This is a genomic window from Brevundimonas sp., from assembly GCF_046295595.1.
Taxonomy (GTDB): domain Bacteria; phylum Pseudomonadota; class Alphaproteobacteria; order Caulobacterales; family Caulobacteraceae; genus Brevundimonas.
Genome location: NZ_JBKBMX010000023.1, coordinates 13,851 through 35,886, shown reverse-complemented (window position 1 = coordinate 35,886; position 22,036 = coordinate 13,851). Strand labels below are relative to the sequence as shown.

Here is a 22,036-nt window from a genome sequence, read left to right as displayed (position 1 = left end):
CGCCACTGGTTAAGCTGGCTCTCTCCAAACGCATTACCGCCCGTGACGGCGCCGGTTAACGGTCTGTAACGAACTACCTTCCCATGATGGGACAGACGGGTTATACGGCCTGTCTCGCGCCGGGGGGCTTCTTCAGGCGCGATCCTTGCTTTCAGTGGCTTGGGCGCCGGATCGGCGTCGATCAGTTTTTTCGGGGACCGATGGCTCAGTTCGATCCACGACGCCAACCAATGCGGCTCGCGCCTCACGCCCTCACGGCGGTCGCGGCCCTCTCGGTGGCTCTACTCGCCGGACGCGTTTACCAGCCCGCCCAGGCTGAAGAAGTTCCACCCCTGACGGCTGCACAACTGGCCGCCATCGAGGCCCAGGCCTTCGCCGCCGCCGGAACCCCGGCCGGCCTCACCGCCCCCGAAGCCATCCCCGTCCAGATCCGCCGCGGCGAAACCTTCGAACAGGCCGTGCGCCGCACCGGCATCGCCCCCGAGGAAGCCTCGGCCATCGCCGCCACCCTCGCCAACGCCATGGACATGAGCGCCATCCGCGCCGGTCTCCGTTTCGAAACCGCCATCGCCAAACCCCGCGGCGGCCGCGGCGACCCCCGCCTGATTGGCCTGACCCTGCGCACCGGACCGGCCAGCCAGGTGACCGTGTCGCGCACCTTCGACGGCGCCCTGCGCCTGCGCGCGCTGGAGGAGAAGGTCACCAGCGAGATCGTCGTCCTGAACGGCAAGGTCGAGGGCTCGCTGTCCCGCTCGGCCCAGCGCGAAGGCGTCCCTGCCGCGGTTCGCCGCAAGGCCGGCCAGCTATTTTCGCACAAGTTCGACCTCGATCGCGACATCCGCGCGTCCGATGACTTCACCTATGTCTACGGTCGGACGGTGACCGAGAACGGTCGCACGATCGGCAATGACGGCCTGCTGTACGCCCAGTTGAAAGGCGTCGCCTTCTACCGCTTCCAGCCCGCCGGGGCGAAGGAAGCGCAGTATTTCGACTCCACCGGCAAGAACACCCGCTCGGCCTTCATGCGCACGCCGCTTGAGCGCGGCTTCCGCGTCTCGTCGTCGTTCGGGTTCCGCCGTCACCCGATCGCCGGCTATCGCAAGATGCACCAGGGCATCGATTTCGCCGCTGGCACCGGCACGCCGGTCGTCGCCCCCGCCGACGGCGTGGTGGTCGAGGCCCGTCGCTGGGGCGGCTATGGCAACTGGCTGCGCATCCGCCATTCGAACGGTCTTGAAACCGGCTACGGCCATCTGTCGCGCTACGCCTCGGGCATGCGCGCCGGCCAGCGGGTCCGGCAGGGCCAAGTCGTGGCCTATGTCGGCTCGACCGGCGCCTCGACCGGTCCGCACCTGCACTATGAGATCTGGCGCGGCGGCCAGCGGATCAATCCGGCGGGCGTGAAGACCACCGAGGGCGTCGAGCTGTCGGGGGCCGATCTGGCCGCCTTCCGCGCTGAAAAAGCCCGCATCGACCGCATCATCGCCGCCGGCGGCGAGCGCCGTCCGCAGGTCCAGACCGCCAGCCTCGGCGGCGCACTGCGGCCCGCCCAGGGCTGATTTCGACGCCTTCGGGCGGGGGATGTTCACCGCCATCATAGTCGCGCCAGATTTTCCGGCCATGGTGCCTGGGTCTGGCTGACCGGCGCCAGCCTTCCTCGCGCTTCGGCCGTACGAGGGGGTCGACGTGGAACCCTTCCATCGTTGGACGCCGGATCATCCAGACCTCGTCCGTGTTCTTCACGGGACACTCTGGATGGCTGCCGCTCATGAACCAAAGACGAAACCTGCTGAAGGGCCTGCTCGGCGCCGCCGCCTGGTCCGCCATGGGCGCGCCGGCGCTCGCCCAGACCCCGTTCCGGTCGACGCGGATCGTGGTCGAGACGCGCGGCGCCGGCGCAGACCTGATCCTGATCCCCGGCCTCGCCTCGACCGCCGCCGTATGGGGCAGGACCACGGCGCGGCTGGCGCAGGGGCGCCGTCTGCATATGGTCTCCGTGCGCGGGTTCGGCGACCTGCCCGCCGGCGACAACGCCGATGGCGCGGTGATGCGGGCGCTGGCGGGCGAGGTCGGCCGCTACATCGCCGAGACCGGTCTCGCCGCTCCCGCCGTGATCGGCCATTCGATGGGCGGACAGATCGCGCTTCGCCTCGCGGCGGACGCACCGGGCCGGGTCGGCCGGCTGATGACCGTCGACGCCTCCCCCTTCTTCCCGGCCCTGATCAGTCCCGGCGCGACCGTCGGTGACGTTGAGCCGATCGCCCAGGTCGCCTACCAGGCCATCCAGTTCCTCGGCGACGAAGGCCTGCGGGCCCGTGGCCGCGACCTCGGGCTGGAACTGGGCGGAGCCGCCGACGCGGTGTTCGGCTCCATGGGCTGGCAGGGCGGCGACCGCCGGGTGCTGGCCCAGTCGCTCTACGAGGTCATGACCGTGGACCTGCGCCACCGTCTGGCGGAGATCACCGCGCCGGTCACCGTGGTCTATGGCTGGAGCCCCGACGCCGCCTCGCCGCGCGGCCGCACCGACAGCCTGTTCCGCGGCGCCTACGCCTCGCTGCCGCGCCCGGCCCGGTTCGAGCGGATCGAGGGGGCCGAGCACATGGTGATGATCGACCAGCCGACCCGCTTCCTGGCGGCGGTCGACCGGTTCATGGCCTGACGGTCAGTCCGCGTCCGGTTGGTTGTCGGGATGGGCGGCGACGAAGGCTGGATGAGCGGTCGCAGTCGCGTCGATCGCCCGCAGGCGCGGGAAGGCTTCGATTGAGACGTTGAAGCGGCGCGCGGAATAGATCTGCGGGATCAGATAGCAGTCGGCCAAGGTGGGGGCGGCGCCGAAACACCATCCATCTCCATGAACCTCGACCAGCCGTTCCAGCGCCTCGAAACCGGGCAGGATCCAGCGAGCGGCCCAAGCGTCGACGGCGGCCTGATCGGCACCGAAGGTCTGCCGCAGGGCCTTGCCGACGCGAAGGTTGTTCAGCGGATGAATGTCGCACGCGATCAGGGCCGCCATGGCCCGGACATGGGCCCGGCCGACAGGATCCAGGGGCAGCAAGGGCGGCGTCGGATGCGCCTCCTCAAGCCATTCCAGTATCGCCGGGCTTTGCGTCAGAACGCCGCCGTCCACTTCAAGGGCGGGCACGAGACCCTGCGGATTGAGAGCCAGAAACGCCTCGGAGGCCTGGGCGCCGGTACGCAGGTCGACGCCGTGCCGGTCGTATTCCACGCCCTTGAGATTCAGGCCGATGCGGACGCGGTAGGCGGCGCCCGACCGCCAGTAGCCGTGCAGGATCATCGCGGCCGCACCGTGAACACCAGGGGCTCAAGACCGCCGATCGTCGCCTCGACCCGGTCGCCGGGCTGAAGCGGACCCACGCCCTCCGGCGTGCCGGTGAAGATCAGGTCTCCGGCGCGAACGTCCCACAGGGCGCGGGCCTTGGCGAGGATCTCCTCCGGGGCCCACACCATGTCGTCCAGCCGGCCCGACTGGCGCGTCCCGCCGTTCAACGACAGGCGGATGGGCGCGGTCGGGTCAGGCAGGGCGCCGAGGGTCAGGGGGCCGCACGGCGCGGACTGGTCGAAGCCCTTGGCGGCGTCCCACGGCCGCCCCTTGGCCTTGGCGGCGGCCTGAAGGTCGCGGCGGGTCAGATCGCAACCGACCGCCCATCCGACCACGGCGCCGTCGACCCCGATGGCGCAGACCAGTTCGACCTCATGGTGCAGGTCGGCGGTCGAGCCGGGATAGACCGGGTCGGCGCCGTCGGACACCAGGGCGTCCCCGGGCTTGGAGAAGAAAAAGGGATCGGCGCGCTCATGACCCATCTCGCGGGCATGGGCCGCATAGTTCTGGCCGACGCACAGAATCCGCCGAACCGGAAGGCGCTCCGACCGTCCGGCGACGGGTAGCGAGGGGATCGGGGCGGGCGGGAACAGCCAGTCGGTCATGCCCGTTATCTAAAGCGGGTCGGGGTCCTTCGCCAGCGCCCGCGTTTGCTGCAATGCGGAACCGGCGCGGCGGAGTGGCGTTCTGGGCTGAAGGTTCTATATTAACCGTCAAGCTTGCAAGCGGAGCGCGCACATGGCCACCAACAAGGCAGCACGGACAGCCGTGAAGAACGATCTCAACACGCTGAAGGACGACCTGAAGACCCTCGGCGCCGAGGAGAAGGCGGCCCTGCGCGAAAAGGCGGCCACCGCCGAGACCCGTCTCCGGGCCAAGGCCGCGGAAACCGAGGCCCGCCTGCGCGAACAGTCCGAAGTGCTGCGCGAACGCGCTCGCGGCTATTACGACACCGCCCGCGGCCGCGGCCGCGAGTACTATGACGAAGCGTCGGAACGCTTCGACGAGGCGCAACGGTATGTGACCGAGCGCGTCCAGGAGCGCCCGATGCAGTCGACCGCCATCGCCCTGGGGGTCGGCGTCGTGCTCGGACTTCTGCTCTCGGGTCGTCGGCGCTGATGCTCGGCGGACTCGGGGAAAAGCTGGTCAAGAAGGCCGTGGCGGCGGGAGCCGCCGCCGCCGCCGCGATGGTCGCCGTCATCGCGTTCGGGGCGACGATCTTCTACGCCCTTTGCCTCGTGATCGTGCCGCTCGCGGCGGCCGCCCTGACGGCGCTGCTGTTCGCCCTCGCGGCGGTGATTGTCGTGAGTGTCTTCCTTCGTCGCGAGACTGAGGCCGAGGCAGCCGACGACGACGAGCCGGTGGGCATGGGCGAGCGAGCCTTCACCCTGTTCCGCCAGCGTCCGATCCTCGGCGCCGCGGCGGCGCTGGCGGGAGGCTGGATCTTCCTTCGCAATCCGGCGCTGGCGACCATGGTCGCGGCCGCCTTCACAGAGACGTCGCACACCCGGCGGCGGCGGCGCTGAAGCGGAACAGGCGTGGGCCGGAGGCGTTGATCTGACAGGCGCGGCGGTCAGAGCCGCTCCCTTTGGATCAACTAATCCGGGAGTTTCCCTCATGCTTCGTTGGGCCGTTATTTTTCTCGTGCTCGCGCTTGTCGCTGGCGCCCTCGGCGCGGGTGGCGTCGCCGGACTGTCGATGAACATCGCCTATGTGCTGTTCGTCATCTTCCTCATTCTCCTGGTGGTCCACTTCTTCCAGGGCAAGCGGGGCACCCGGCTCTAGGTCGGTCTTGCTGACACAGGAAAGGGGCCGCGATCGTGGATTGCGGCCCCTTTTTCTTGCCCGCAGCAGGAGCCCTCAGGTCGTGGGCCGTTCCCAGCCTTCCGGGAGCTCGCTTGCGGGCGCGGTGGCCTCCCGGCGCGTGTCTTGCCGGCGCGGCAGCCGCCAGATCTGGCCTGGCTCGAAGCCGCTCCCGGTCCAGGTGATGGCGGTGACGACGATCTCGTGCGCGTCCCAGTCGATCTGATTGAAGCTGGGCGGTGCGCCGCGTTCCCGGTCGGACAACGTTCCACACCCCACCGCATAGGAGCAGTGGTCGCCCAGCGCGATCGGCAGGGCGAACGGCACGTGGACATGGCCGCTGGTGATCAGATCCACACCGGCCTCGGCGAAGATATGCGCCGCCGCCTCACCGCGCTTGACCTCCCCGGTCATGGGCGCGCCGATCATCTCGACCAGCGGATGGTGGCAGGCAAGGATACGCAGGGCCCCGGCGGGGGCCTGCCTCAGCGCCTCGGCCGCCTTGCGCGTCTGGTCCAGATCGATGACCCCCTTCGACCAGTTGGGCCGGGCCTGCCAGCCGCGCGCGGTCACCACGCCGCGCACCATCACGGCGGGGCTGAGGAACTGATGGTCGTGGGCCGGGTGGCCAATGGCCCGCTCGAACGCCCGCCAAGGGTGGAACAGACGCGACGTCAGGCTCCAGTAAGGGACATCATGGTTGCCGACGATGACGAAGGTCGGCTCCGGCATGCGCCGGATCCAGTCGCCCGCGGCGGCAAACTCGTTCGGCAAACCGCTCTGGGTCACGTCGCCGGTGATCAGGACCAGATCGCAGGGTGTGTCGTGGGCGAACGCGAGAGCGGCGGCGCAGGCATCCGGATGCTCGCGCCCGAAATGCACGTCGGAGAACTGGAGCACACGTCCCATCAGACGCTGTCCCCGGCCGCCGGCGGCGTGGGCGCGAGAGCCCTGAACGCCTGACGGATGAACCGGACCCGCGCCTCATGGCGCAGCTGCATCGGCTCGCCATCGACCACGGCGGGGATCCGCGACCGCGCTCGCATCGCGACCAGCTGGGTCGGGCGGGTGCTCACCGCGGGGTCCTGACGCCAGTCGTCGATCATGGCGTGGGCCGCCATCCTGAAAACCTGCCCGGCGTCCGACGGATTCATCACCGCGGCCTCCAGCCCCGAGGCCTCATCCATGGCGCGCGAGATCATCGGGCTGATCAGGACCAGCGCCTCGGCGCGGCGCGGGACGGTTCCGTCGAGTGAGAAACGCATCTGGCCGGAGAAGGCCCGCTTCAACGCCCGGCGACCATAGGCCCAGGCAAGGCCCAGCTTGCCATGGCGAACGGCCTCGCGCGCCGGGGCCCACAGGGCCGGAGACCCGAAAATGGCGGCGCAATAGAAGGCTTGGGTGGTTCGGCCATCGGTGATCTCGCCGCCCGCGACACTCTGCGGCGCGCCGTCTTCCAAGGCGACCTTCAACGCAGCCTTCCAGTCGGCCGTGCCGTAGAGCGCCTTGGGCAGCATGTTCATCGTGCCCCCCGGCAACGGAGCGACGAGGGGACCGTCCGGCCCCGCACGGGAGGCGATGGTGCCCGCCGTCCCGTCGCCGGCGAGCACGAACACAACGTCCGGGTTCGAGTCGAAGGCCGCCTGGACCTGGTCGTCGAACTGCCCCGGCTCAAGCGTCACGACCGAGACTTGGCAGGCGTAACGTTGAAGAATGGCTTCCGCCTCGCCCGCCGCCTTCGGGCCCACGCTGCCGGACAGGGGATTGACCAACATGACGACCCGCTTGAGGGCCACATGGGGCGTCAGGACGCAGGATTCGACCGGCGCGTCGACGGGTGTATCGGTAGCCGGTTCCGTCACAGTCGTCTGTCGGGTCGCGGAGGTCGGGGTTGCGCTCATGCCGCCCGAACGCCCCGCCCGGGTCGATGTTCCGGGCAGGGCGGCGGAAGCGTGACTATTGTTTCTTCAGTTCTTCCGATGCGGCGGCGGCGCCCGCCTGCGCCGCGTCCCCGGCCCTGGAGGCCGCCGCTTCGGCGGCGTCGCCGGCTTGATCGGCGACCTTCGGCGCCTCGCCCCGCACCGTCGAGACGGCCGTGTTGATCCAGCCGTCCATCAGCGCGCCGCCTTCGGCGAGCGAGCGTTCCTTGACGCCGAGGACCGCGGTCAGCACGCCGAACAGCGCCAGCAGCGTGACCAGAAAGCCGACCAGCGGATTGCCCCGGCGGCGCTTGTTGCGCGCCCACACTGGACTGTGATCGCCATCATCCGACATCCGAACCGGTTGAGAAAAGCGCATACAAACCCCCGTCTGTCGCCCCTGTTGGCCGGCCGCACCCCCTGTGCGACGTACTGCAAAGCCTGTCACAGGCTCAACAAACAGCATAACGGGGGAACCGTCACGCTTATCCAGCATTATCACCCTAGGGGCGAACCCAAGGGATGAAGGACATACCCATGAAAAAGGCAATCATCGCGATCGCCGGCGCTGGCCTGCTGGCTTCCGCCTGCGCCAGTGATCCGTACGGCAGCGGCTCTAACGAGACCGTTCGACAAGGCGCCATCGGCGCGGGCATCGGCGCCGTCGCCGGCGCCATCATCGGCAACAATGTCGGTGACGGCAGCGCCGGAACCGGGGCTGCCATCGGCGCGGTCGTGGGCGGTGCCGCGGGCGCGATCCGCGGCTCGCAACAGGACCGGAGCAACCAGCAGCGTTACCGCGACAGCCAAGGCCGGTACTACTATTGCTACGACGGTCGCCAGACCGAATGCTATTGGGAAAACGGTCAGCGTCGCTACTAGGCGCGGCTGGATTTCTTGAGTGAACAGGGCGGTTCGTCATTTGGCGGGCCGCCCTTTCTGCGAGGAGAGCGGGATGATGGGGCGATTTGCAATTCTGGGGGCGGGGCTGGTGCTGGCGGGTTGCGCCATGACCGGGGCGCCGGAGCGCAGCGAGCTGGTGACCGAGCCGCAGGTCTGCACGCCGCAGCGGTTCGAGTTCTATTTCCGTGACAGCGAGGCCGGTCTGACCGAGGCGGCGCGGCAGGCGATCAGCCTCACGGCCGGGCAGCTGCAGGGCTGCCAGATTCGCGGCGTCAGCGTCATCGGCCTGGCCGATGCGAGAGGCGGGGCCACCGCCAACCTGGCCCTGTCCGAGCGCCGCGCCCTGGCCGTGGCCGAGGCGCTGGAAGCGGCGGGCTGGCCCTCGCCGGTCTTCTCCCTTGGCGCGGCAGGCGATTCCGGCGCGGTGACCGCCGACGGCGCCCGCGAGCCGATGCGGCGGCGCACCGAGGTTCTGGTCGACGCCGCGCCCCGCTGAGGGCCGGATGAGACAGGACGACGCGTGACGCGGAGGCGGCGGGGCGGCTAAGGTCGCCGCGTGACCCGCCTGTTCCGACTGATCCTCCTGCTCGCCCTGCTGGGCGCTCCGTCGATGGCGGCGGCGCAGGACGGGCGCGTGCAGCGGACCGAACGGATCGCCGCCGAACTGGTCGCCATGTCGCAATGGGCGGCGCCCGGCTCGACGGCCATCGTCGCCGTGCGTCAGGACATCGAGCCGGACTGGCATACCTACTGGCGCAATCCGGGCGATTCCGGCGGGGCGACGACCCTGACCTGGAGCCTGCCCGCGGGCGTCGAGGCCGGCGGCATCGTCTGGCCCCTGCCCGAGCGCCAGCGCCTGTCCGGCCTGATGAACTACGGCTACTCCGGCCAGGGCTATCTGCCGGTCCCGATCGAAATTCCCGCGACCGCGACCCCGGGCACGACCCTGGCCCTGTCGGTGCGGGCGCTGTTCCTCGTCTGCAGCGCCGAGATGTGTGTGCCGGACGAACTGACCCTGACGCTGGAGCTGCCGGTCCGCGAGGGCGCGGCCCCGCTTGACCCGCGCCACGGCGCGGCGATCCAGACGATCCTCGAGACCGCGCCCCGCCCGGCCGGGATCGAGGCCCGGATCGCGGTGGAGAACGGCGTCCTGACACTGAGCGCCGCCGGCGGACCGCTGGCCGGGCGCGATCCCGGGCCGAGCTATTTCTTCCCCTTCCAAGGCGGCGTTATCGACCATCCCGCGCCGCAGAGCGGTTCATGGGGCCCACAGGGGCTGACGCTGCGGATGCAGGCCGGCGGCGGCGTGCGGGGCGGCGGCCTGCAGGGGCCGGTCGCCGGCGTCCTGTCGACGGCGCACGGCGCCTGGGAGGTGACCGCCGAACCGGGACCGGTCCTGGCCGGAACCTCCGGCTCGGGCGACCTGGCGCAGGCCGGGGACGACGCGGCGACGACGGCGGCGACGACAGGCGCAGGCTGGGCCGGCTTCGCCCAGGCGGCGCTGTTCGCCCTCCTCGGCGGACTGATCCTCAATCTGATGCCCTGCGTCTTCCCGATTCTGGCGATGAAGGCGGCGGCGCTGACCGCTTCGGCCCACGATCCGGCCCATGCGAGGCGCGACGGCCTCGCCTTCCTCGCCGGGGTGCTGGCGACCTTCCTGCTGCTGGCGGGCGTTCTGCTGGCGCTGCGGGCGGCGGGCGAGGCGGTCGGCTGGGGCTTCCAGCTGCAGTCGCCGGCGGTGACGGCGGGCCTCGCCCTGCTGATGCTGGCCGTGGCGCTGAACCTGTCGGGCGTCTTCCATGTCGGCGCGGGGCTGCAGGGCGCCGGATCCGGGCCGCTGGCGCGACTTCCGGGCGGCGTCGGCGCCTTCTTCACCGGGGCGCTGGCGGTCGTGGTGGCGGCCCCGTGCACCGCCCCCTTCATGGCCTTCGCCCTCGGCGCCGCCCTGCTGATGCCGTGGCCGATGGCGCTGGCGGTGTTCCTGATGCTGGGGCTGGGCCTCGCCCTGCCCTTCGTCGTGGTCAGCCTGACGCCGGGCCTGCTGTCGCGCCTGCCGCGTCCGGGGCCGTGGATGGAGCGGCTCAAGGGGCTGCTGGCCTTCCCGATGTATGCGACGGCGGCGTGGCTGGTCTGGGTCTTCGCCCGTCAGAGCGGCGCCGAGGCCCTCGGCCTGCTGCTGATCGCCGTCGTGCTCGCGGCCTTCGGCCTGTGGCTGGTCGGAATCAATCAGACGCGGCGCGCCGAGGGCGGAACGGCCGTGGTCAGCGCCGTCGCCGCCGCTGTCGCCCTGGTCCTCGCCATCGGACTGGTCGGCGGCGTCGCGGGAATGCCACCGGAGACGGACAGCCCCGCCGCCCGGACCTCGGCCCTGCCCTCACAGCCATGGTCGCAGGCCGCGGTCTTGGCGGCGCTCGCCAAGGGTCGGCCGGTGCTGGTCAATTTCACCGCCGACTGGTGCGTGACCTGCAAGATCAACGAACGGACATCGCTGGGCTCCGGCAAGGTCGCGGCGGCGATGGAGGCGGCCGACGCCGTCTATCTGGTCGGCGACTGGACCCGGCGCGATGACGCCATCACCGCCGAGTTGCAGCGCCACGGCCGGTCCGGCGTTCCCTTGTATCTGCTGTATTCGCCCGGCTCGGCCGAGCCGCGCATCCTGCCGCAACTGCTGACCGAGGGGGTCGTCGTCGACGCCCTCAAGGATGTCCGACCCTGAAGGAGTTCGTCATGAAACGCCCGACCGCCGTCGCCTTTTCCGCCCTCGCCCTCCTCGCCCTCCCCCTCGCCGCCTGCCAGCCGCAGGCCGCCGCGCCCGATGCGGCCGAAACCCCCGTCCCTCCCGCGGCCGCAACCGCCGAAGCCGGGGCCGCCCCGGTCGCGGGTCAGGCGGCGCCGGCCTTCACCCTCGTCGACGCCGACGGCGCGCAACGCTCGCTGGCCGATTTCCGCGGCAAGACGGTGGTGCTGGAATGGACCAACGAGGGCTGCCCCTATGTGCAGAAACACTACACCGGGGCGATGCAGGCGCTGCAGCGCGAGGCGGTCGCCGACGGGGTCGTCTGGCTGACCATCATCTCCTCGGCGCCGGGGACCCAGGGCCATGTCGAGGGCGAGGCCGCCCGGCAGTGGAAGGCCCGCACCAATGGCGCGGCGACGCATCTGCTGCTGGACCCGACCGGCGCGATCGGAAAGCTGTACGACGCCAAGACCACGCCCGACATGCGGGTGATCGACGGCGAGGGCGTGTTGCGGTTCGTCGGCGGCATCGACGACCGCCCGACCAACAAGGTCGAGGATCTGGAAGGGGCGAACAATTTCGTCCGCGCCGCGCTGGACGATCTGGAAGCGGGTCGCCCGGTGCGCACCGCCTTCGCCACGCCGTACGGTTGTTCGGTCAAATATCCGGAGACGGTCTGAGCCCCTCTCCCGTTGGGAGAGGGCTTGAGCGCCCGGGAGCGAAGTGATCGGTCGCGCGAAAGGGTGTGGGTCGGGTGTCGGGGTCGGCGAAGCCGTGTCGCTGACGGGAGCGGCGGCTTACGCCGATTGAAACAGCCGACCCACATCCGACCGGGCTCCGCCCGGCCACCTTCTCCCAATGGGAGAAGGATCAGAGATTGAGGGCGGCAGCGTGTGAACGGATGGCGGCCAGGATCCGGTCCGGACGTTCGGTGACTTCGTTGTTCGCAAACCGAAGGACCGTCCAACCCAGACCTTCCAGTTCCGTCCGTCGCCAATGATCCCGCAGGATCACCTCGTCGAGACGATGAACGCCGCCGTCGATCTCGAGAAGCAGTCGGAGCCGGTCGCAGGCGAAATCGGCGAAGAAGCGGCCGATGGGCTGCTGGCGACGAAACCTGTGGCCATCGATCCGTCCGGCCCTGAGCAGTTCCCATAGCCGGCGCTCGGCCAAGCCGGACTGCTGCCGCTGGTTTCGGGCGAAGGCTGTGCGGGGGCCGGCCATGGGGCGAGGCTACGGCCACAGGCACGGCTGGAAAAGCAATCACAACCGCGGCGGGTGAATGTCGCGTGTGATCCTTCTCCCATTGGGAGAAGGTGGCGGGGCGGAGCCCCGTCGGATGAGGGTCGGCTGGCACAGTCGGCGTAAGCCGCCGCTCCGGCCTGCGACGGCTTCGCCGAAGGTCGGGGATCGACCCTCACCCTTTCGCGCAAGGACGACGGCTATGCCGTCGTGCGCTCAAGCCCTCTCCCAATGGGAGAGGGATCAGCTCGCCGGCGCGGGCGGCGCCGTGATGACCTCGACGTTGTCGTTCAGCAGATAGGCCAGTTCGTCGAGGGCGACGCGGCGTTCGGCCGGGGTCGGGGCGGCCTCGACGGCGGCGACCTTGAGCGGAATATCTTCCGAAATGCCGCGCAGGATGCATTTCAGGTCGTTGTCGGTCCCGCGTTCCTTGAGGATCAGATGCCCCTGCAGGTCGAGCGCGGCCAGCTCGGACGCCTGGCTCTTGAACCGGCTGAAGGCCGGGCCGGTGAAGAAGCCGGCCTGATCGCCGGCGCCGGCGGCCAGCCAGCCCTGCACTTCGCCGTGCAGCGCGCCGGAGCGGGCGACGATGTCGGCGAACAGGGGCTCGGAGGCGACGGACACCGGAGCGTCGGCGGCGACGGTCGGCTGAGCCGCCGAGAGGGCCACGTTCGGGTCGGAGAGCAGCAGGGAGACGGCCAGGGCGACGCCGCAGGACATGGCGGACCTCATAATGTTGGACCGAATCACGTTTCGGCGTTGAACCGGCTTACGCCCCACCCGTAAACGAGGGTTTACCCTCCCCCCGCAGAGTTCCGCTCATGACCGCCCGAAACCAGGCCCTGGACATGCTTCGCGCCGTGGCGCGCAAGGACGCCGGCGCGCGCATCGTCCACCAGTTCGCGACCGATCCGGGCCGCACCGACCGGATGGGCGTCGAGGCCGCCGGCCTGTATCTGGACCTGTCGAAACAGAGCTGGACCGCCGAGGGCTTCGAGGCGGCGCTGGATCTGGCGCGGGCCTGCGACATCGAGGGGCGACGCGCGGACCTGTTCGGCGGCGAGGCGGTCAACAACACCGAGGGCCGGGCGGTGCTGCACCCGGCCCTGCGCGCCGCCGACGACGCCGATTTCCGCGCGCTGGGCGAGCCGGTCTCGGCCGAGGTCGCGGCGACCCGCGCGGAAATGGGTCAGTTCGCCATCGACATCGGCTCGGGGGCCGAGACGGGCGGGACCAAACAGCCGTTCACCGCCATCGTCCACATCGGCATCGGCGGCTCGGATCTGGGTCCCCGCCTGCTGTGGGACGCGCTGCGGCCGCTGGAGCCGACCATCGACCTGCGCTTCGTCGCCAATATCGATCCGCGCGACATGGGCGAGGCCCTCGCCGGCCTCGACCCCGCGACCACGCTGGTGGTGGTGGTGTCCAAGACCTTCACCACCCAGGAGACACTGGCCAACGCCGATCTGGCCAAGGCGTGGCTGGCCGAAAGCCTGTCGCCGCGGCGCATGGTCAAACATCTGGTCGGGGTGACGGCGGCGCCGGACAAGGCCGAGGCCTGGGGCTGCGGCCGCACCTTCGGCTTCCGCGACTGGGTCGGCGGCCGGTATTCGCTGTGGTCGTCGGTCAGCCTGTCGGTCGCCGTGGCGCTGGGCTGGGACGTGTTCGAGCGGGTGCTGAACGGGGCCCGGGCCATGGACGAGCATTTCCGCGAGGCCGATCTTGAGAAGAACGCCCCGGTGCTGCTGGCGCTGGCCCAGGTGTTCAATGTCGAGGGTCTGGGCCGTCACGCCCGCACCGTCGCCCCCTACGCCCACGGCCTGCGCCGGCTGCCGGCCTTCCTGCAGCAGCTGGAGATGGAGTCGAACGGCAAGCGGGTGAAGCGCGACGGGACGCCGGTCGACACCGCGACCGGCCCCATCGTGTTCGGCGAGCCCGGCACCAACGGCCAGCACGCCTTTTTCCAGCAGATCCATCAGGGACCGCAGGTGGTCCCGGCCGAATTCATCGTCGTGCGCCACACCTCGGACGCGGCGCTGGACGCGCGCGAGGGCGATGCGCCGCTGTGGTCCAACGCCCTGGCCCAGGCCCAGGCGCTGATGGTCGGCAAGACCGGGGCCGAGGCGCGGGCCGAGCTGCTGGCCGCCGGGGTGGGCGAGGCCGAGGCCGACCGGCTGGCGCCGCACAAGACCTTCCCCGGCGACCGGCCGTCGACGACCGTGCTGCTGGACGCCCTGACGCCCGAGGCGGTCGGGGCCCTGCTGGCCCTGTATGAGCACAAGACCTTCGTCGAGGGCGTCATCTGGGACATCAACAGCTTCGACCAGTGGGGCGTCGAGCTGGGCAAGGTGCTGGCGAAGGCGATTCTGAAGGACGTTCAGGCCGGCGAGCCGTCGGCGGGGCTGGATCCGTCGACGGCGGAGCTGATGAAGCGGTTGATGGTGTAGGGGGGGGGGTCGCTTCGAGGTTTGCAATGGGTGGTTTGCAGACTCTTAGCTATCGGGGATTAGCGTGCGAGCCGATTGAACCGATGCGTCTTCTGTTTGCCGGGCAGAAATCTTGCTCCAGATCGTCCTCTCCGCTTCGTTCGAACTGGTGGCCGCCCTCACCCGGTCCTGGGCGGAACGGTCGATCGCGCCAACTAGGGATATGCCCCTCTGGCTGCGAGTCCCGGCGAGCATTTTCATAATCGCCATTTGGCTCATGGCGGTGTTTGGAGCGGCTCTGATCCTGGCGCTCGTGCTGACCGTCTTCATCGGCACCCTGAACGAACTGTTTTGACGTTCCCAACGGCCAGGCTCGCCCGTAGCCAAGTCCCCGAAGCCCGCCCATAGAAAAAGGCGGACACCGTTTCCGGCGCCCGCCTTCCTCGCCCACGCCCGACCAAACTCACGCGGCCGGACGAAAGGGAGCTGGTCTACCAGCGGCGGTCGTAGCGATCGTCGCGGCGGTCGCCGTGGCGCAGGCGGCGCAGTTCGCGGCGGTCGTAGCCGTCGCGGCTGTCGATGCCGTGCTCGCGCTCCCAGTGACCCTGGTTCCGGTAGCACTGGCCACCGCGGTAGTAGTCGCAGTCGTCCCCGCCGCCCGAGCCGGCCCCGAGGGCGGCGCCGGCGACCGCGCCGCCGGCCACATACTTCCCGTCGCCATTGCCGATCAGGGCCCCGGCGAGGGCGCCGACCACCGCGCCGAGGATCAGGCCCTCGGTGCGGTCTCCGCCCTGGTCGCGGTCGTGGTAGCGGCTCTGGGCGGCGGCCGGCGAGGCGGCGGCGAGGGTCAGGGCCATGGCGCCGACCATGGCGGTCGAGGCGGTGAATTTCGAAAGCGTCTGCATGGTCGGGTCCCTTTCCGCTGGTGGCGCGATCCGCGCTGGAGAGATCCCCGTATGCGCCTGTCCGTCTGAACAGGACGGGGGGCGGCGGTTCATCGGGGGTTCATCCGGCGCGGGACGGAGCGCGGAAATGCGCCGCCGCGTCCTTGACGATGGGGCCCGCCAGGCTTACCTCCCGGTCGCGTTAGCACTCGGGAGCGGCGGCTGCCAAAGCCGGTCCCCGGGGCTTCACCGAAACTGATTTTGGGAGACCTGAACTATGGCGTTTCGTCCGCTCGGCGACCGCGTGCTCGTGAAGCGCGTGGAAGAAGAATCCAAGACCAAGGGCGGGATCATCATCCCCGACACCGCCAAGGAAAAGCCGCAGGAAGGCGAAGTCGTCTCCGTCGGCCCCGGCGCCCGTGACGACAGCGGCAAGGTCAACGCCCTCGAGCTGAAGGCCGGCGACCGCATCCTGTTCGGCAAATGGTCGGGCACGGAAGTGAAGATCGATGGCGACGACCTCATCATCATGAAGGAGTCGGATGTGCTGGGCGTGCTCTCGTAAGCACCGGCGTTTCCACGACTTTTTCCCCACAAACATAGACAGGAGCAGCCTCACATGGCCGCGAAACAAGTTCAGTTCTCGACCGAAGCCCGCGAGAAGATGCTGCGGGGCGTCAACGTCCTCGCCAACGCCGTCAAGGTGACCCTCGGGCCCAAGGGCCGCAACGTCATCATTCAGAAGTCCTTCGGCGCGCCGCGCTCGACCAAGGACGGCGTCTCGGTCGCCAAAGAGATCGAGCTGGAAGACGCCTTCGAGAACATGGGCGCCCAGCTGATCCGCGAAGTCGCCTCCAAGACCAATGACAAGGCCGGCGACGGCACCACCACCGCCACCGTCCTGGCCCAGTCGATCGTGCAGGAAGGCCTCAAGTCCGTCGCCGCCGGCATGAACCCGATGGATCTGAAGCGCGGCATCGACAAGGCCGTCGCCGCCGTCCTCGCCGAGATCAAGGCCTCGTCCAAGAAGGTCTCGAACAACTCCGAGATCGCCCAGGTCGGCACCATCTCGGCCAATGGCGACACCGAGGTCGGCGAAATGATCGCCAAGGCCATGGAAAAGGTCGGCAACGAAGGCGTCATCACGGTCGAGGAAGCCAAGACCGCCGAGACCGAACTCGACGTCGTCGAGGGCATGCAGTTCGACCGCGGCTACCTGTCGCCCTACTTCATCACCAACGCCGACAAGATGGAGGCCCAGCTCGAGGAGCCGCTGATCCTGCTGTTCGAGAAGAAACTCTCGTCGCTGCAGGCCATGCTGCCGATCCTCGAGGCCGTCGTGCAAAGCGGCCGCCCGCTGGTCATCATCGCCGAGGACATCGAGGGCGAGGCCCTGGCCACCCTGGTGGTCAACAAGCTGCGGGGCGGCCTGCGCGTCGCCGCCGTCAAGGCCCCCGGCTTCGGCGACCGCCGCAAGGCCATGCTGGAGGACATCGCCGTCCTGACCGGCGGCCAGGTCATCTCGGAAGACCTCGGCATCAAGCTCGAGAACGTCACCCTCGACATGCTCGGCAAGGCCAAGAAGATCACCATCACCAAGGACGACACCACCATCGTCGACGGTTCGGGTGAGAAGGACGCCATCGAGGCCCGCGTCTCGCAGATCAAGAAGCAGATCGAGGACACCACCTCGGACTACGACAAGGAGAAGCTGCAGGAACGTCTGGCCAAGCTGGCCGGCGGCGTCGCCGTCATCCGCGTCGGCGGCTCGACCGAGGTCGAGGTCAAGGAGAAGAAGGACCGCGTCGACGACGCCCTCAACGCCACCCGCGCGGCCGTTGAAGAAGGCATCGTCCCCGGCGGCGGCATCGCCCTGCTGAAGGCGACGAAGGCGCTGGAAGGCCTGACCGGCGACAACGCCGACCAGACCGCCGGCATCGCCATCATCCGCCGCGCCATCCAGGCCCCGATCCGGCAGATCGTCGAAAACGCCGGCGTCGAAGGCTCGATCGTGGTCGGCAAGGTGCTGGAAAACCCGGGCGCCACCTACGGCTTCAACGCCCAGACGGAAGAGTACGGCGACTTGGTCGCCATGGGCGTGATCGACCCCGCCAAGGTGGTCCGCACCGCCCTGCAGGATGCGGCCTCGGTGGCCGGCATCATGATCACCACCGAAGCCGCGGTGGCCGACGCGCCGAAGAAGGCCTCGGCCGGCGCCGGCGGCGGCGACATGGGCGGCATGGGCGGCGGCATGGGCGGGATGGACTTTTAAGTCCGCGCTTCGCTCACGCTGATCGAACGAAGAGGGCGGGGCCGCAAGGCTCCGCCCTTTTTGGTGTGTGGTTTCCGACCCATAGCGACATTTGGGAAGGTCCGCTTTCGGCCGAGCAGCACCCGTCCGCGGATTGTCATCACTCGGATACGAAGCCCAAAATCGCTTGATAACCGGACAGGCCTATAGACCTCAGGTGTCAATGACCGCCGCATCCGCCTCTGCGGCAATGGCGGCGGCGATCCGCTGCTCGATTTCGCTATACAGGTCGACCTCCACATCGCCTGCGTCGAGGGTCACAACGAGACTGTATCGGGCCAAGCGGTCGGAGACCTCCGGTCGACGGGACATCTTCCACCAGCCGCCGACGGGATAGACCGCCAAACAGTCCCGGTCGATTAGGTCCGCCGCTGCGCACCGCCACTCGTCCGTATGCAACGATCCGGCGGAGACGGACTTGGCTCCGAACAGACGATCATTGTCGGCGCCAGCCAGATCGAGGTCTTCGTCGGGCGTCTCAGCGAGGGCGTTGATCCGGCTCTGGAACTGCGCCGTGGTCTCTCCTCGTTTACGCAGGTCGAAGCGCAGGCCGTACGAGCGGTAACGGGCCGGCGCGAGCGGAGCATCAGCGCTAGGATTGGGGTCGATGAAGTAAGACAGGGTGACTCTTAGCCGGACGTCGTTCTCCGCCAGAAGAGCCAAGGAGTCACGGGGCCATGGCAGGGCGTAGAAGTGGAAGGCGTTCATTCGCACGTTTCCACCGTCCCTGCGGAAGGGCTGGATCGAGGCCTGGGAGACCAAGGCTAGATCGGCGCTGCGTGAGCGTTTGGCGCGCTCAAGACTCGGCCGGCCATAACCGAGCCGCCGCGCCAGCATCATGCGTTCGGTCTTACCCGCCAGAGCCTGAAACCGCGCCAGCATTGGCGGCGTCCATTCCGCACCATGAACCATCAGGGCGCGCACGGTCTCGGGCCAGTAGTTCGGATCATCGGCTAGCAGGCGCGCAGCCATACCCGCGGCCTGCGCCGCCGCAGCGCTCGTGGCCCAAGATGTGCTCAGCGGCTCTTGGGTCACCCGGTGCCCGGTCGTCAGCATCGAGAGGGAGTCCAAGCCGCTCCAGTGACTCTGGTCAAAAGGATCGACCGCCCGGTTCCCCGCTTCGAATAGGAGTTCGGGCTTAACTGGCGAGACGCCGCGATGCCAAGTCGCGGAGACTCGACTATAGGGGCTCAGTTCTGCAATCCCGGCGGCCGTCGTCCAATGAGCCCGAGCCGGCTCGGTGATGACGGCCTTGTCGGTCATGCCGCCGATCGTGAGGGCGTTCCAAGCCTGACCCGGGTCCTCGATCTCATGACTGTCCCAGTCCTCCATCGCCTCGTCGTTGAGGCCGTCCGGAACATTGCCGGCGGCGATGATGAAAAGTCGGCGATGACGCTCTTCGAGGTTCTCGACCTGAGCGTCCGCGGCGGACTGGTCGATCGCGGCGGACCAGCTCGACGCGCGTGGGCCGGCGACGGACGGTTGACCAAGAGCCAAGCAGAACACCCGCGGTCGGTCGGGCGCTTCAATCTCGGGCAGGGCCACCGCCTGTTGGGTCACTAGGCCGAGGCTTGCAGGTGCGTTCGCCGGGAAGCCGTTCGGCGGAAGCAGTTTGACGGACTCAAGGCTCACATCGAGTACGACGGGCGTCAAGGACTGCAGGGGCGCAGTCAGGTCGCCATACAGGGCCAGCCCCGCCAGTTCGGTCCCGTGCCCAACATCGTCATCCACACCCCAGTCCGCACGAACGGAGTGGAGGTCGCCGGCCGCCAACATCATCGACAGAAGGGGGTGCGCCCGGTTCACTCCGGTATCTAGAAGACAGATCGCGGGCGCTGTGGCGGACCGGCCGTCTTGGATGAGGTCCAGAAAGGCATCGATCCAGCCGTCCTGGTCAGCCCTCGACTCGCCCCGAAAATAGGCGGCGGTGTCGCGTCCGAGCCGCAGCTCCGCGACACTGTCGACACCACTGACGAGCCGGGCCATCTGGGTGGCGTTGGCGAAGACGAAAGCCACGGTACGCTCAGGGAAGGTCAGCCGGTCTGTCGAGACCGGCAGTCCGATGTGCGCCGCCTTGGCTTCAAGATTGTGGATGCGGTCCGGCCAACACCAGCACTCCCACCACTGGGACGCGTCGCCCTCAGGCATGTCGCGGCCGTCGACCCAGAGGTCGGCCAGGCGGGCTGCGGAAAAACGGTCGATCGCAACGAAACGGGCTTCGTTCTGTTGCGTGCGGCCGGTTGTCTGAGCGCCGTAGCCCGTGATCTTCTCGTCCAGAAAGCCCCTCGCCGTGTCAGGCACGAATACGGTGCCGACGGCTCGTCCCTCATCATTCCGACCGGCGGCCGCCAGTCGGAGCCCCTCGCGCTTCCACTCCAGGGATGGCAGGGGCGCATCAACAGCGGTTTCGAAGGCGACATAGGCACCGGGCTCGCCCACCGGAGCTTCGCGCTGGAACAAAAGGCCGTCGGCGTCCGCCCAAGCTCTGGCAAGGTCGCGCTTGAGATCCTCGGCGTGCTGCCCGAACGCCCGACCGTAGGTGTTTCTATTTCCACCGCCGCCCCTAGGGCGCTGATAAGGAGCTTCACTAGCGAAGCGGTCGATGCGCAGATGAGGTCGGAGCACGGGAGACTTTCAGATTCGGCAGTCGACCGTGAAACTGCACCTATTCGTTGAACAAGTCAGCCATGGCTTCGCGCATGGCGCGACGCGCGTCGAGCGCGGTTATCAGAGACGGCTGATCGACCGTCTTGCGATTGCCGAGGATGGCTTCGCGAAGCGCTTCCTCGACGGCTCGTGAGACCTCGCCGTGACTGAGCCCATGCGCCGCTTCGCCAATCCGGCCCCAATTCAGCGACCGGCTTGCCCGGCCGCCGAGACGTCGCTTGACGATATCGCGCACACCCGCCTCATCCGGAAGACCATATTCGACAATCTCGTCGAAGCGTCGGATGAGGGCGCGGTCTAGCAATTCCGGATGATTGGTCGCCGCAACGATGACGCTGTCCGTCGCATTGGGTTCTTCTAGGAACTGCAAGAAGGAGTTGAGGATGCGACGGACCTCGCCCACGTCGTTGCCGGCCGAGCGCTTGCCGCCGATCGCATCGAACTCGTCGAAAAGATAGACGCCGCGCATCTGCGCGATCTGGTCGAAAACGGTTCTGAGCTTGGTAGCGCTGTCCCCGAGAAATCGGGTTATGACTGCGTCGAGCCGGATCGTGAACAGAGGCAGATTGAGTTCGCCGGCTAGGGCGCTAGCGGTCAGTGTCTTTCCAGAACCGGGAGGGCCGACCAGCAGTATTTTGGAGCTCGGACGCAAGGCATGTTCGCGCAAGCGACCGCGGGAGGTCTGCTGGCGGACCATCCGATCCAGCCGCTCGCGAACCATCGGCGTAAGCGTCATCTCGCTCACCCGCGCCTTCGGCGACGCGACCGTGACTAGCTCCTCGAGATCTCCTCGGGGCTTCGCCAGCAGGGTGGCGCCCACGGCTGCGATCGCTGTCGGACCAGCGTTCCTCGGTCGGGGGCGATCGAGCAGCTTTTTCATGGTCGCGGCAGTCTTGATGTGCCCCTGACGCGCTTCAGACGCCGCGATCTGGAGCGCGACCGTTCTGACCTGTTCGTTGTCGCCGTCGAGATGGCCGGCGAGCAGCGCGATGACCTGGTTGGCGGCGGGCATGGGTCTGAATCTTCGGCTGGCTTGAACGCACTGTAGAGCATGGATGAGAAGACGTTAACGCGCATTCAATCGAATTTGGCAGCAGGGGAGCCAAAGCGCATCGATCGGCAGCGAGGAACGAAGACGGGCCACCCGCCCCGGCGCGCCTCAAGGACGCTGCGCGCCGCTCGCGCGGCAGGCCGGGACGGCCTGTCCTTGACCCGCACCGGCGCGGGCGACCGGGGCTGGGCAGGCCGGGCGCGCGGGGCGCGCCGGCCTTGGGGGGAGCGGGGTGTTGTTCTGTGGGCGGCGGTGTGGCGGATAGAGCCCCCTCATCCGGCCCTCCGGGCCACCTTCTCCCCCGAGGGGAGAAGGAAGGTGGGTTGTGAACCGGCGGGTTTGCGGGGCGTTCGGCGGGGATGAGCGAACACGATCCACAGACCTGCCGCAGGGCCCTGCGCGAAATCGGCGAGATCGCCGCCGTGGCGGGGCTGGCCGAGGGGCAGATGACCGACCAGGAGGCGCTGCGGAGCATCGCCGCCATCGCCGAATGGGTCGTCGAGGAAGCGCCAGAGGCGCGGGCCGACTGCGGCGATGTGGTGCGCCAGCTGGAGCGGATGACCGCCGGGGTGGACTTCGAGACGATGGGGGACCGGGAGGCGGTGGAGATGTTCCGCGCGGTGGCGGGGGTGGTGAAGGGGGCGGGTTAGGACCGGAGCGGGTTCGGCCCCCTCCACCGCCGTTCCGGCGGTCCCCCTCCCCCGTTGGGGGAGGATATGCCGTGTAACCTTATCCATATCCGTGCGTTATGGC

The 22,036-nt window shown here is 68.8% G+C and carries 24 protein-coding genes; 14 read left to right on the top strand and 10 right to left on the bottom strand.

Annotated features, from left to right (window positions below):
- The first annotated feature begins 230 nt into the window (after positions 1 to 230).
- Complete coding sequence (locus ACK4JY_RS13290; protein ID WP_409606480.1) at positions 231 to 1,559, top strand: peptidoglycan DD-metalloendopeptidase family protein; 1,329 nt, start codon at positions 231 to 233, stop codon at positions 1,557 to 1,559.
- 209 nt (positions 1,560 to 1,768) lie between these two features.
- Complete coding sequence (locus ACK4JY_RS13285) at positions 1,769 to 2,659, top strand: alpha/beta fold hydrolase (RefSeq protein ID WP_409606478.1); 891 nt, start codon at positions 1,769 to 1,771, stop codon at positions 2,657 to 2,659.
- 3 nt (positions 2,660 to 2,662) lie between these two features.
- Here ACK4JY_RS13285 and maiA read toward each other — a convergent pair whose 3' ends face one another.
- Entirely contained in the window at positions 2,663 to 3,295 is a 633-nt protein-coding gene (gene maiA / locus ACK4JY_RS13280) for a maleylacetoacetate isomerase (protein ID WP_409606476.1), read from the bottom strand.
- Positions 3,292 to 3,945 carry a fumarylacetoacetate hydrolase family protein gene (locus ACK4JY_RS13275; protein ID WP_409606474.1) on the bottom strand — a complete coding sequence of 218 codons (654 nt, stop codon included), beginning with the start codon at positions 3,943 to 3,945 and terminating at the stop codon, positions 3,292 to 3,294. The genes maiA and ACK4JY_RS13275 overlap by 4 nt, the downstream gene beginning before the upstream one ends.
- A 133-nt stretch (positions 3,946 to 4,078) precedes the next feature.
- Between ACK4JY_RS13275 and ACK4JY_RS13270 the strand changes: the two genes are divergently transcribed.
- The 3 genes from ACK4JY_RS13270 (at position 4,079) to ACK4JY_RS13260 (ending at position 5,125) form a co-directional block, all read left to right on the top strand.
- Positions 4,079 to 4,459 (top strand): glycine zipper domain-containing protein, encoded by a 381-nt coding sequence (locus ACK4JY_RS13270; protein WP_409606472.1) that lies wholly within the window; start codon positions 4,079 to 4,081, stop codon positions 4,457 to 4,459.
- Positions 4,459 to 4,866: a hypothetical protein gene (locus ACK4JY_RS13265; RefSeq protein WP_409606470.1), complete on the top strand. Its 408-nt coding sequence runs from the start codon at positions 4,459 to 4,461 to the stop codon at positions 4,864 to 4,866. The genes ACK4JY_RS13270 and ACK4JY_RS13265 overlap by 1 nt, the downstream gene beginning before the upstream one ends.
- Before the next feature lie 91 nt (positions 4,867 to 4,957).
- A complete protein-coding gene (locus ACK4JY_RS13260) occupies positions 4,958 to 5,125 on the top strand; it encodes a DUF1328 family protein (RefSeq protein ID WP_409606468.1) in 168 nt (55 codons plus the stop codon).
- A gap of 75 nt (positions 5,126 to 5,200) precedes the next feature.
- On the opposite strand, the gene ACK4JY_RS13255 is transcribed toward ACK4JY_RS13260, so the two are convergent.
- The 3 genes from ACK4JY_RS13255 to ACK4JY_RS13245 all read right to left on the bottom strand — a co-directional run bounded on the left by ACK4JY_RS13255 (position 5,201) and on the right by ACK4JY_RS13245 (position 7,528).
- On the bottom strand, positions 5,201 to 6,052 hold the full coding sequence (locus ACK4JY_RS13255) for a metallophosphoesterase family protein (RefSeq protein WP_409606466.1): 852 nt from the start codon (positions 6,050 to 6,052) through the stop codon (positions 5,201 to 5,203).
- On the bottom strand, positions 6,052 to 7,005 hold the full coding sequence (locus tag ACK4JY_RS13250) for a diacylglycerol/lipid kinase family protein (RefSeq protein WP_409606464.1): 954 nt from the start codon (positions 7,003 to 7,005) through the stop codon (positions 6,052 to 6,054). Before ACK4JY_RS13250 ends, ACK4JY_RS13255 begins: the two co-directional genes overlap by 1 nt.
- Before the next feature lie 94 nt (positions 7,006 to 7,099).
- Complete coding sequence (locus ACK4JY_RS13245; RefSeq protein ID WP_409606462.1) at positions 7,100 to 7,528, bottom strand: hypothetical protein; 429 nt, start codon at positions 7,526 to 7,528, stop codon at positions 7,100 to 7,102.
- A 71-nt stretch (positions 7,529 to 7,599) separates the two neighbouring features.
- Here ACK4JY_RS13245 and ACK4JY_RS13240 point away from each other — a divergent pair, with 71 nt between their 5' ends.
- From ACK4JY_RS13240 to ACK4JY_RS13225, 4 genes are all read left to right on the top strand, one after another.
- Positions 7,600 to 7,944, top strand: a complete 345-nt coding sequence (locus ACK4JY_RS13240) for a glycine zipper domain-containing protein (protein ID WP_409606461.1) — start codon at positions 7,600 to 7,602, stop codon at positions 7,942 to 7,944.
- A gap of 73 nt (positions 7,945 to 8,017) precedes the next feature.
- Entirely contained in the window at positions 8,018 to 8,461 is a 444-nt protein-coding gene (locus ACK4JY_RS13235) for an OmpA family protein (protein WP_409606459.1), read from the top strand.
- Between the two features lie 60 nt (positions 8,462 to 8,521).
- Positions 8,522 to 10,681 carry a protein-disulfide reductase DsbD family protein gene (locus ACK4JY_RS13230; RefSeq protein ID WP_409606457.1) on the top strand — a complete coding sequence of 720 codons (2,160 nt, stop codon included), beginning with the start codon at positions 8,522 to 8,524 and terminating at the stop codon, positions 10,679 to 10,681.
- Positions 10,682 to 10,692: 11 nt separating this feature from the next.
- On the top strand, positions 10,693 to 11,382 hold the full coding sequence (locus ACK4JY_RS13225) for a thioredoxin family protein (protein WP_409606455.1): 690 nt from the start codon (positions 10,693 to 10,695) through the stop codon (positions 11,380 to 11,382).
- 190 nt (positions 11,383 to 11,572) lie between these two features.
- Here the strand turns inward: ACK4JY_RS13225 and ACK4JY_RS13220 are convergent, their stop codons facing one another.
- Together ACK4JY_RS13220 and ACK4JY_RS13215 are read right to left on the bottom strand one after the other, a co-directional pair.
- A complete protein-coding gene (locus tag ACK4JY_RS13220) occupies positions 11,573 to 11,926 on the bottom strand; it encodes an endonuclease domain-containing protein (RefSeq protein ID WP_409606453.1) in 354 nt (117 codons plus the stop codon).
- Positions 11,927 to 12,187: 261 nt separating this feature from the next.
- Positions 12,188 to 12,664 carry a hypothetical protein gene (locus ACK4JY_RS13215; RefSeq protein WP_409606451.1) on the bottom strand — a complete coding sequence of 159 codons (477 nt, stop codon included), beginning with the start codon at positions 12,662 to 12,664 and terminating at the stop codon, positions 12,188 to 12,190.
- Positions 12,665 to 12,765: 101 nt separating this feature from the next.
- Here ACK4JY_RS13215 and pgi point away from each other — a divergent pair, with 101 nt between their 5' ends.
- On the top strand, positions 12,766 to 14,391 hold the full coding sequence (gene pgi / locus ACK4JY_RS13210) for a glucose-6-phosphate isomerase (RefSeq protein WP_409606449.1): 1,626 nt from the start codon (positions 12,766 to 12,768) through the stop codon (positions 14,389 to 14,391).
- 112 nt (positions 14,392 to 14,503) lie between these two features.
- Positions 14,504 to 14,725: a hypothetical protein gene (locus ACK4JY_RS13205; protein WP_409606447.1), complete on the top strand. Its 222-nt coding sequence runs from the start codon at positions 14,504 to 14,506 to the stop codon at positions 14,723 to 14,725.
- A 136-nt stretch (positions 14,726 to 14,861) separates the two neighbouring features.
- On the opposite strand, the gene ACK4JY_RS13200 is transcribed toward ACK4JY_RS13205, so the two are convergent.
- Complete coding sequence (locus ACK4JY_RS13200) at positions 14,862 to 15,275, bottom strand: hypothetical protein (RefSeq protein WP_409606445.1); 414 nt, start codon at positions 15,273 to 15,275, stop codon at positions 14,862 to 14,864.
- Positions 15,276 to 15,531: 256 nt separating this feature from the next.
- On the opposite strand from ACK4JY_RS13200, the gene groES reads away from it, so the two are divergent.
- Positions 15,532 to 15,819 carry a co-chaperone GroES gene (groES, locus tag ACK4JY_RS13195; protein ID WP_021698725.1) on the top strand — a complete coding sequence of 96 codons (288 nt, stop codon included), beginning with the start codon at positions 15,532 to 15,534 and terminating at the stop codon, positions 15,817 to 15,819.
- Positions 15,820 to 15,873: 54 nt separating this feature from the next.
- Positions 15,874 to 17,526 carry a chaperonin GroEL gene (gene groL, locus ACK4JY_RS13190; protein WP_409606443.1) on the top strand — a complete coding sequence of 551 codons (1,653 nt, stop codon included), beginning with the start codon at positions 15,874 to 15,876 and terminating at the stop codon, positions 17,524 to 17,526.
- A gap of 192 nt (positions 17,527 to 17,718) precedes the next feature.
- On the opposite strand, the gene ACK4JY_RS13185 is transcribed toward groL, so the two are convergent.
- Both ACK4JY_RS13185 and ACK4JY_RS13180 read right to left on the bottom strand, forming a co-directional pair.
- On the bottom strand, positions 17,719 to 20,190 hold the full coding sequence (locus ACK4JY_RS13185; RefSeq protein WP_409606441.1) for a S8 family peptidase: 2,472 nt from the start codon (positions 20,188 to 20,190) through the stop codon (positions 17,719 to 17,721).
- Between the two features lie 40 nt (positions 20,191 to 20,230).
- Positions 20,231 to 21,244 (bottom strand): AAA family ATPase, encoded by a 1,014-nt coding sequence (locus ACK4JY_RS13180; protein ID WP_409606439.1) that lies wholly within the window; start codon positions 21,242 to 21,244, stop codon positions 20,231 to 20,233.
- A 398-nt stretch (positions 21,245 to 21,642) separates the two neighbouring features.
- Here ACK4JY_RS13180 and ACK4JY_RS13175 point away from each other — a divergent pair, with 398 nt between their 5' ends.
- Complete coding sequence (locus tag ACK4JY_RS13175; RefSeq protein ID WP_409606437.1) at positions 21,643 to 21,933, top strand: hypothetical protein; 291 nt, start codon at positions 21,643 to 21,645, stop codon at positions 21,931 to 21,933.
- Positions 21,934 to 22,036: the final 103 nt, after the last annotated feature.

Excerpts from the sequence above, each read along its gene's own strand:
- ACK4JY_RS13290 (WP_409606480.1), top strand. The coding sequence starts at position 231 with ATGCGGCTCGCGCCTCACGCCCTCACGGCGGTCGCGGCCCTCTCGGTG.
- ACK4JY_RS13285 (WP_409606478.1), top strand. The coding sequence starts at position 1,769 with ATGAACCAAAGACGAAACCTGCTGAAGGGCCTGCTCGGCGCCGCCGCC.
- maiA (WP_409606476.1), bottom strand. The coding sequence starts at position 3,295 with ATGATCCTGCACGGCTACTGGCGGTCGGGCGCCGCCTACCGCGTCCGC.
- ACK4JY_RS13275 (WP_409606474.1), bottom strand. The coding sequence starts at position 3,945 with ATGACCGACTGGCTGTTCCCGCCCGCCCCGATCCCCTCGCTACCCGTC.
- ACK4JY_RS13270 (WP_409606472.1), top strand. The coding sequence starts at position 4,079 with ATGGCCACCAACAAGGCAGCACGGACAGCCGTGAAGAACGATCTCAAC.
- ACK4JY_RS13265 (WP_409606470.1), top strand. The coding sequence starts at position 4,459 with ATGCTCGGCGGACTCGGGGAAAAGCTGGTCAAGAAGGCCGTGGCGGCG.
- ACK4JY_RS13260 (WP_409606468.1), top strand. The coding sequence starts at position 4,958 with ATGCTTCGTTGGGCCGTTATTTTTCTCGTGCTCGCGCTTGTCGCTGGC.
- ACK4JY_RS13255 (WP_409606466.1), bottom strand. The coding sequence starts at position 6,052 with ATGGGACGTGTGCTCCAGTTCTCCGACGTGCATTTCGGGCGCGAGCAT.
- ACK4JY_RS13245 (WP_409606462.1), bottom strand. The coding sequence starts at position 7,528 with ATGCTGTTTGTTGAGCCTGTGACAGGCTTTGCAGTACGTCGCACAGGG.
- ACK4JY_RS13240 (WP_409606461.1), top strand. The coding sequence starts at position 7,600 with ATGAAAAAGGCAATCATCGCGATCGCCGGCGCTGGCCTGCTGGCTTCC.
- ACK4JY_RS13235 (WP_409606459.1), top strand. The coding sequence starts at position 8,018 with ATGATGGGGCGATTTGCAATTCTGGGGGCGGGGCTGGTGCTGGCGGGT.
- ACK4JY_RS13225 (WP_409606455.1), top strand. The coding sequence starts at position 10,693 with ATGAAACGCCCGACCGCCGTCGCCTTTTCCGCCCTCGCCCTCCTCGCC.
- ACK4JY_RS13220 (WP_409606453.1), bottom strand. The coding sequence starts at position 11,926 with ATGGCCGGCCCCCGCACAGCCTTCGCCCGAAACCAGCGGCAGCAGTCC.
- ACK4JY_RS13215 (WP_409606451.1), bottom strand. The coding sequence starts at position 12,664 with ATGTCCTGCGGCGTCGCCCTGGCCGTCTCCCTGCTGCTCTCCGACCCG.
- pgi (WP_409606449.1), top strand. The coding sequence starts at position 12,766 with ATGACCGCCCGAAACCAGGCCCTGGACATGCTTCGCGCCGTGGCGCGC.
- ACK4JY_RS13200 (WP_409606445.1), bottom strand. The coding sequence starts at position 15,275 with ATGCAGACGCTTTCGAAATTCACCGCCTCGACCGCCATGGTCGGCGCC.
- groES (WP_021698725.1), top strand. The coding sequence starts at position 15,532 with ATGGCGTTTCGTCCGCTCGGCGACCGCGTGCTCGTGAAGCGCGTGGAA.
- groL (WP_409606443.1), top strand. The coding sequence starts at position 15,874 with ATGGCCGCGAAACAAGTTCAGTTCTCGACCGAAGCCCGCGAGAAGATG.
- ACK4JY_RS13180 (WP_409606439.1), bottom strand. The coding sequence starts at position 21,244 with ATGCCCGCCGCCAACCAGGTCATCGCGCTGCTCGCCGGCCATCTCGAC.
- ACK4JY_RS13175 (WP_409606437.1), top strand. The coding sequence starts at position 21,643 with ATGAGCGAACACGATCCACAGACCTGCCGCAGGGCCCTGCGCGAAATC.